We start from the raw sequence: 8083 nt of genomic DNA on the forward strand, positions 1-8083 counted from the left end.
GTACAGAACGGCTGATGATCTGCAGATATCCCTGCAATAGTCATAGAGTATGTGGTTTTTGCTTATCCTGTATTGCCTTGTTCTGTACACGGTTGTAAATTCCTTATCAGTATTCTATAGTTAGTATTATAGCACACATTTCAGAATTCTACAAACACATGTTCTCTTTAGATAAGGAGTAAATTTATGCAGAAATCGATGCTGGAATCAGATATCCTAAACGAGTACAGAAGAGGCTCACATTCCGTATACAAACTTACTTACCATGTGATCTTTGTAACCAAGTATAGGAAGAAAGTGATCACAGATGAGATCGGTGATTTCATGAAAAATTATGCTGCTTACCTATGCGGACGCATGAACAGTGAACTCATTTCTGCAGAGACAGATGTAGATCACATGCATCTGCTGATCTCCATGCCACCTGATGTGGCACCTGTAAAACTCATCAACTCGTTAAAATCACAGCTTTCCAAAGAAGTGAGAAATACATATAGGCCTCATGTAGAAAAGTATCTGTGGGGAGATTCACCCTTCTGGAGTGCAAGTTACTTTTGTGCAACTACCGGAAGTGTTTCTCTTGATACTGTTAAGAAATACATTGAAGAACAACGAGCAGAAGAACACAAACGTAAATACATTAAGACAGGGAAATACAAAAAGAAAAGCTAGTGCGATTCATCCCACAACCGATTTCATCGAAAGGAGTTTTCTCGCACGATGTTTATAACCATCACCTTTGTTCCTATTCCAAGGGTACTTTCAAATCTGACCATTGCGTCAGTTCCATATATTTCACCCAGCCTATCACTAATATTCCTGATGCCTATGCTATGACCATTTTTTTCTCGTACAAGGCTGCTTCTTCGGATTTCGCTTAGAGTATTATCATCGATTCCTACCATCATGCATAACCTCGTATGAGATTTCTGTTCGTCAGACCAGAGATTTGCCCATGAGTTAGTATGTTCCTCACATCCAGCTTCCTTCAGATTCCGCCTCACGACGGACACCCTTGCTCGGCTATATCCTTCCCACTACCGGGCGGATTCGGGACTTTAACCCGTTAGAAACGTGCGCCGCTAGGCGCACTTAAGAAAAAGCCAATCTGAGTTGATCAGACCGGCTTTTAAACAAGTTTAGCAATCTTGATAAGAACTGATATCTCTCGGTTAGTCTCTAAAATAGAATAACGTTCCGAGCGACACTCTTTTTTTATTTAACCTGAAACTGTGCCATGAGATTATGAAGCTGAGTTGACTGTTCCGACAGTTCACTGGAAACCGCACTTGACTCTTGAGCCGTAGCGGAATTGTTTTGTATTACCTCAGATATCTGTTCAATACCCTGATTAATCTCTCTCATGTTGCTTGCCTGATGTTGAGCCATGTCACCAGATGCTCTCATCATTTCCGCAAGTTCATTTACAGAATCTCCGATCTCATGCAGTGTTACCTGTGTCTCTGCTACTATTTCGTTACCGCTTTCAATTTCCGATAGCGCCGAGTTTACAAGTGCATGCGTCCGTTGTACAGCGTCATTTGACTGCTGCGCCAGTTGACCTATCTCCTGTGCAACAACCGCAAATCCTTTTCCTGTATCTCCTGCTCTTGCGGCCTCTATAGAAGCGTTAAGGGCGAGAAGCTTTGTTTGAGATGAGATAGCTTCAATACTGTTTGCAACTTCCTGAATCTCTTTGGAAGCCGATGTAATCCTCTGCATAGCTTCCGTTACCTGATCCATCTTATCAGCTCCATCCTTCGCAACCTTCTGGGCTTCAATTGACATCTGAACGCCTTTAGCACAATCTTCCGCCATTTTTTCAGTCTGCTCTGTTACTGTACTTACAGACGCTGTAAGCTGCTCAACTGCGGCAGCCTGATCTGTTGCACCTTCAGCAAGTTCATTAGCTCCTTTTGACATATTTGCAGCACCCTCTGAAACTCTGGCAGATGCAGCTTTTACGTCATTCATTGTATTGGAAAGCTTATCAGTTATAGTGTTCATAGACTCACTGATAGGGCCGAAATTACCATGATAAAGATCAGGTGTTATTGTTCCAACGCTGAAATCACCTTCGGAAATTTCATTAAGCGAATCCGATATATCACTTACAATATTCAAAGAAGCTCTTGTAGAGTTTTCAAGATCTCTGGCCAAAATATCAAATTCGTCATTGGCATGGTACTCGATTGATACATTAAGATCACCACGTGCCATCTGTTCTGCAGCTTTTGCAACCTCATCAACCGGTTCAACCACACATTTTGTCAATGTTATTTGCGCATTTCTCATAAATATGATTAAAAGTATAGTCATTATTATGCTTATTACTACCAATATCGCCATAATTACTATGGTCACATCATATGAGCTTGTAACTTCGTGCGATACATTTGTAGTCATCTGTCTGGTATTCTCTACTGTCAGCATGACTTCCGGACGCAGTTCATCCCTCATAACCGCGTATATCTCATTACCATTACTAAGGCTTCCATCCTCAAGCTCCTCAGCCTGAGCATACATAGTTGCAAGCTTATCGGTAGTTGCTTCTATATTCTTGATATTGGTTTCAAGAGATTTGATAAGTTCAGTTTCTCCCCGATAAGATTTAAGATTTGCTAAATCCTCTTTCATATTAGCCAGCATAGTCTCATGAAACTCAACAATCTGTTCCTGTCTCGTCTCAGAAACGCGGGTTGCCAAAGCCCACCAGGCGGATTTACCCAGATTTTGGTTGTGTATTCGAAGAAGTCCCTGATAAGTATTCTGATTATAATAGTTGTTATAAAGCTTATGGTAACCTGTTATTCCAACAACGATTGAAACAATAAGCAGGCAAAGGGATAGACCAAGATAGATATAAATGCGTTTAAAAGTATGTGCAAACTTTTTTCCAACATTCATCTCAAGTAATTTGTTATCATCGAGTTTAACCAGATTCTTGATATTCATTTTCGCCCTCCTAATCATTTTTTACAACAAATATAGGAATTGTATACATTCTTGAATTAAAAATTCAAGAATGTATCAACCAAGCCAATTTGAATCGACTTCGTCGATGAGGCTTGGTTGACTCTTTACTCATATTCTCACGAAATCCGCAGTATATGCGAAATTTCTGAATACTAATTCAAGAGATTATATTTATTATAGAATATTAATTTCATAAAGCAGATACGATTCCCGAATTATTTATTCAAATTTTAGATATTGAAATGTTTCTTTATTTATACAAAATACCTACAACGGAAAAACCATTGTAGGTATTTACAGTTTATTTTAAATTAACCAATCATATATCAATCAAGCAGTATTCATTTGCCCAATGACGGATAGCGTTTTCTGATTATATGCCAAATAACAGTCCCCAAAACTACTATGGCACAAACAATTACACATACGGGAATAAATGCATCTAGTCCAAAGATTATTACCCCCTCAAAAACTAATGTAAAAATGATAAATATCTTTGCTAATGTATTTGCCATATTATTTCTCTCCCTTCAGAGTTATAAGCTGTTTTTGTTTACACTTATTTATACGAAGTAAAAGAAAAAAGCGGCAAAAATTTTTTCCTATCTTTTGCAGTCAGATATCGTTTTTAACCTCATTTTGTTTTTCGCCCGGATTCAATGAGTTCTTTTTCAAAAGCTTCAGGATTTTTTAAATAATAATCCTGATGGTATTCCTCAGCTTCATAGAAGTTTTTATACGGCAAAAGCTCAACTTCCACTTTTTTACCTGATTCTAATTCTATTTTTTTTATCTTCGCAGCTGCCATTTCTTTTTCTTCTTCAGAAGTAAAAAAAATAGCAAGTGTGTAAGAAAATCCTTTGTCTATAAATTGTCCTTCGGGATCAAAAGGGTCCACGTTCGCAAAATAGATATCAAGAAGCTTATCATATGTCACCTTCTCCGGATCATACACCAGCTTAATTGTTTCTCTATGACCTGTTTCTTGATGTTTTACCTGCTCATATGTCGGATTCTTTTCATCTCCGCCGGCATATCCGCAAATAACCTTATCCACCCCGTACATTTTATAAATCGGTGTCACACACCAAAAGCACCCTCCGGCAAAATACGCTTCTTTCATTTTATTTCTCTCCTGTCTCTCTGATTTTCGTCTATGCTTTGCCTATTTCACTTCAATATATACATATATATTATGTACGCATAATAATAGCGCACAATTCACCTGTGCGCAAACAAAAAAACACCTCCAATGCAAATGCAAGGGAGGCATTTTAATTTTTTATCAGAAATCAACCTCTGTATCATAGTAGCAACACTTAAGAAGCTTTTCCATTTCTTCCTGACTCGGCTGGCGAGGATTGGAGCCTGTACATGCATCAAGAATCGCATTGGCAGCAATGTCATGAAGTCTTTCATTGAATACTTCCTCTGATACAAAGCCTTCTTCAGCAGGAAGTCCATCAGCGCCATAGTGCTTAATACAATGAGGAATATTAAGATCATCATTCATCTTGCGAAGATAATCAATAAGCAGTTTAACCTTTTCATCATCATTTGATCCGCCAAGCTTCATATAATCAGCAATCACACCATATCTCTTTTTAGCCGTGGGATCCTTAGCATTAAATGCTATAACTTTAGGTAGATACATTGCATTAGCAGCTCCGTGTATAATGTGAGCTCCCTTATCTGCAAATACAGCGCCGGTCTTGTGTGCCATAGAGTGAACAATTCCAAGAAGTGCATTTGAAAATGCCATTCCTGCAAGACATTGTGCATCATGCATTGTATCTCTGGCATCCAGATCGCCATTATAAGACTTAACAAGACTATTCTGAATAAGCTCAATAGCATGAATTGCCAACGCATCTGTATACTCACAGTTAGCAGTAGAAACATACGCTTCAATAGCATGTGTTATTGCATCCATACCGGTATGGGCAACAAGCTTTTTAGGCATTGTATGTGTAAGCTCAGGATCTACGATGGCAACATCAGGGGTGATCTCAAAATCAGCTATAGGATATTTAATGCCCTTCTGATAATCAGTAATTATTGAAAAGGCTGTAACCTCTGTAGCTGTTCCTGATGTAGAAGGAATCGCACAAAAATGAGCTTTGGTTCTAAGCTTTGGAAGCCCAAATACTTTACACATATCTTCAAATGTTGTTTCCGGATATTCATACTTTATCCACATGGCCTTGGCAGCATCAATAGGTGAACCACCACCAATAGCAACAATCCAGTCAGGCTGAAACTTTTGCATGGCCTCAGCCCCCTTCATTACTGTCTCAACAGAAGGATCCGGTTCAATACCTTCAAATAATTCCACTTCCATTCCGGCCTCTTTAAGGTAATCTTCTACCTTCTGAAGAAAGCCGCCCTTTTTCATAGAACTTCCACCAACACAAACAATTGCTCTCTTACCTTCCAATGTCTTAAGTGCCTCTAAGGCTCCCTTTCCATGGTAAACATCTCTGGGCAGTGTAAAACGTGACATCTGAAATACCTCCTTTATAATGTTAAAAAAATAACGTAACCCTCTTTTATTATACACTTTATGCCAAATATGCACAAGTTTTATCGACGCATCTTAAATTATTTGTAGGATTTCACCATATTTTATAATCCGGATATGTATATTAGCTATAAGTAATCACGTCTTTTATTCCACCAAAAATCCCCGGCACTATATGAGTACCGGGGATTTGCGTGTGAACTATATAATATTAACCTTCAATCGCTATCAGGTTCTTTTCCGGAAGTGTCTTCTCCATAGCCTTCTTAGGTACTGTCAGGGTAAGCACTCCATGCCTGTAAGTAGCCTCAACATCTTCTTTCTGTACATTATCTCCAATGTAGAAGCTTCTGGTCATAGATCCTGCATATCTCTCCTGACGAATCAGCTTACCTTTCTTGTCATTATCATTGCGATCCACACCTTTGGATGCACTTATTGTAAGATAACCTTTATCCAGTTCTACCGTTATTTCCTCTTTTTTGAATCCCGGAAGATCAATGGAAACTTCATAATTGTCATCTTTCTCCCTGATGTCTGTTTTCATCATCCTTGAAGCCTTTCTTCCGTATAGCTTACGCTCCAATTCCCGATCCATATTATCGAATTCCTTCATATAAGGGAATCCAAACAGATCATCCATAAAATTCTCTTCAAAAATACTAGGTGCTAACATAATAAATACCTCCTTTGCACATAAACAATTGATTTTTTGTAAATGAGCATTGGGACGGAGGGTTTAGATCATTGGAATTCTAAAGTCCTAACGGTCTTCTCTGTTCCTTTGTTCTACGAACACTATAACACCTAAATTAGCACTCGTCAACAGAGAGTGCTAATTTAGATAAAAGGATATTGTTTAAAACATTACAAATTTAATCTATTATTTATATAAAAGTTTGCCTCTGCAAATACGTTGATAACATGCAAATATCAAGAAAAGAGGTCAATACCTCCCCATCTCTTTAACAAATTGTTCTGTTAAAAGAAATAGTTTGTAATAAATCTTTTCATTGCTTTATACTGTTTTGTATGTTGTAATTATCAATAGTCTACATTCAAAGGAGAATTCATTTTGAGCAAAAATATACTCATTATAAATACAGGCGGAACCTTATCTTCAGTCATGAAAGAAAATGGGTTGGCACCGGGACTTACTACCATCGACATGCAAAAAGAACTTCACATGGTTTCAGGTGATACAACCCTTGAAATTGAAGACTTTTGCTCATTAGACAGTGCAAATATTTTCCCTGAAGATTGGTCAAAACTTGCCAGACGAATAAGTGAAGTTCGAAACGATCATGACGGAATTGTTGTAATACATGGAACTGATACCATGGCTTACACCTCATCTATGCTTTCATTTATGTTAAGAAACATTAATATTCCAATAGTTGTAACCGGGTCTCAGCTTTCTATTACTAATCCAATAGCTGATGCAATGGAAAACTGCAGATGCGCTATTCACATGGCTGCAAGTGGGATACCTGGAGTCTTTGTTGCCTTTAACAGAAAGGTTATACTTGGTTGCAGAGCTTCCAAGGTAAGGTCTCTTAGCTTTGATGCCTTTGAAAGTATTAACTATCCAAATGTTGCTACCATCAGCTCTCTTGGTATGAATATCCATGAAAAAGCTGTTCCTGTAAGAAATGGCGTTTTCCACTTATCAGATTCCTACTCTTCAAAGGTCTGTATGTTAAAAATGTTCCCCGGTATGCATAGAAGCCTTTTAGACTCTCTGGCTGAACAAGGCTATAAAGGTCTCTACATTGAAGCCTATGGCATTGGAGGACTTCCATTTGTAAATCATGATTTTATCAGTACTATAGAGAATTTGATCAAAAATGGGATAACTGTTGTTATCGGTACACAATGCCCATATGAGGGTTCAAAAATGGATGTATATGAAACCGGAAGACGATCCCTCGAAATAGGAGCCCTTCAGGCTCATGATATGACAAGTGAAGCTGCATTGACGAAACTGATGTGGATACTTGGAATGACAGATAACCCTTCAGAAATTAGAGATTATTATTCAATAAATATTGCCGGCGAAATAAATTCACCTCTGCTGTAAGTAAGAAAAAAACAGAAGCCTAACAAACTTCTGTTTTTTATAGAGCCGATGAGCGGACTCGAACCGTTAACCTGCTGATTACAAATCAGCTGCTCTGCCAATTGAGCCACATCGGCATATCCAAATTGTATATAACAAAACGACCCGAAGGGGGTTCGAACCCCTGACCTCCGCCGTGACAGGGCGGCGCTCTAACCAGCTGAGCCACCGGGCCAAATATATCTGAATAAACATAAAACACATGCATTGCATGTGTTTATTTCTTGTACCTTCTTCACTACCGAAAAATGGACTCGAAACAACCTCGTCTCAATTTTCGGTATGTGTGTCGTTAAATTCAAAACTACTTCATTAAACGACACAACACGAACACTGATTTATCTAAATCCATATCTATACTATCTATCGAAGTTATGCCTCAGTTGCTTTGCAACTTCACCATAACACGCTCGAACTAGCTTCGTAAATACCTCAGCAAGTTCTCACAGCTTTGGATAAGCCCTCGA

At 38.5% G+C, this 8083-nt stretch carries 8 protein-coding genes and 2 tRNA genes; 2 read left to right on the forward strand and 8 right to left on the reverse strand.

The annotated features are described in order from the left end of the window. Nucleotides 1-186: 186 nt before the first annotated feature. On the forward strand, nt 187-672 hold the full coding sequence (gene tnpA, locus J6O61_RS07385) for an IS200/IS605 family transposase (RefSeq protein ID WP_292211399.1): 486 nt from the start codon (nt 187-189) through the stop codon (nt 670-672). A 23-nt stretch (nt 673-695) separates the two neighbouring features. Here the strand turns inward: tnpA and J6O61_RS07390 are convergent, their stop codons facing one another. The 6 genes from J6O61_RS07390 to J6O61_RS07415 all read right to left on the reverse strand — a co-directional run bounded on the left by J6O61_RS07390 (nt 696) and on the right by J6O61_RS07415 (nt 6173). Next, the gene (locus J6O61_RS07390; protein WP_292211402.1) at nt 696-1004 is read right to left on the reverse strand and encodes a sensor histidine kinase; all 309 of its coding nucleotides are present in this window, start codon (nt 1002-1004) and stop codon (nt 696-698) included. 211 nt (nt 1005-1215) lie between these two features. Continuing rightward, nucleotides 1216-2955 carry a methyl-accepting chemotaxis protein gene (locus tag J6O61_RS07395; RefSeq protein ID WP_292211404.1) on the reverse strand — a complete coding sequence of 580 codons (1740 nt, stop codon included), beginning with the start codon at nt 2953-2955 and terminating at the stop codon, nt 1216-1218. A 362-nt stretch (nt 2956-3317) separates the two neighbouring features. Next, a complete protein-coding gene (locus J6O61_RS07400) occupies nt 3318-3491 on the reverse strand; it encodes a hypothetical protein (protein WP_292211406.1) in 174 nt (57 codons plus the stop codon). A gap of 119 nt (nt 3492-3610) precedes the next feature. Then, nucleotides 3611-4099, reverse strand: a complete 489-nt coding sequence (msrA, locus tag J6O61_RS07405) for a peptide-methionine (S)-S-oxide reductase MsrA (protein WP_292211410.1) — start codon at nt 4097-4099, stop codon at nt 3611-3613. A 162-nt stretch (nt 4100-4261) separates the two neighbouring features. Then, nucleotides 4262-5479: an iron-containing alcohol dehydrogenase gene (locus J6O61_RS07410; protein WP_292211413.1), complete on the reverse strand. Its 1218-nt coding sequence runs from the start codon at nt 5477-5479 to the stop codon at nt 4262-4264. A gap of 229 nt (nt 5480-5708) precedes the next feature. After that, a complete protein-coding gene (locus J6O61_RS07415; protein WP_292211416.1) occupies nt 5709-6173 on the reverse strand; it encodes an Hsp20/alpha crystallin family protein in 465 nt (154 codons plus the stop codon). Between the two features lie 399 nt (nt 6174-6572). On the opposite strand from J6O61_RS07415, the gene J6O61_RS07420 reads away from it, so the two are divergent. Continuing rightward, on the forward strand, nt 6573-7577 hold the full coding sequence (locus tag J6O61_RS07420) for an asparaginase (RefSeq protein WP_292211419.1): 1005 nt from the start codon (nt 6573-6575) through the stop codon (nt 7575-7577). 43 nt (nt 7578-7620) lie between these two features. Here the strand turns inward: J6O61_RS07420 and J6O61_RS07425 are convergent. Both J6O61_RS07425 and J6O61_RS07430 read right to left on the reverse strand, forming a co-directional pair. Next, a tRNA-Thr gene (locus J6O61_RS07425) sits at nt 7621-7693 on the reverse strand. A 24-nt stretch (nt 7694-7717) separates the two neighbouring features. Next, nucleotides 7718-7791: transfer RNA gene (locus J6O61_RS07430), tRNA-Asp, on the reverse strand. Nucleotides 7792-8083 lie beyond the last annotated feature (292 nt).

The organism is Butyrivibrio sp. (genome assembly GCF_017635265.1).
Classification (GTDB): Bacteria; Bacillota; Clostridia; order Lachnospirales; family Lachnospiraceae; genus Butyrivibrio.

Coding starts and splice junctions, on each gene's coding strand:
- J6O61_RS07400 (WP_292211406.1), bottom strand. CDS start 3,491: ATGGCAAATACATTAGCAAAGATATTTATCATTTTTACATTAGTTTTT.
- tnpA (WP_292211399.1), top strand. CDS start 187: ATGCAGAAATCGATGCTGGAATCAGATATCCTAAACGAGTACAGAAGA.
- msrA (WP_292211410.1), bottom strand. CDS start 4,099: ATGAAAGAAGCGTATTTTGCCGGAGGGTGCTTTTGGTGTGTGACACCG.
- J6O61_RS07395 (WP_292211404.1), bottom strand. CDS start 2,955: ATGAATATCAAGAATCTGGTTAAACTCGATGATAACAAATTACTTGAG.
- J6O61_RS07415 (WP_292211416.1), bottom strand. CDS start 6,173: ATGTTAGCACCTAGTATTTTTGAAGAGAATTTTATGGATGATCTGTTT.
- J6O61_RS07410 (WP_292211413.1), bottom strand. CDS start 5,479: ATGTCACGTTTTACACTGCCCAGAGATGTTTACCATGGAAAGGGAGCC.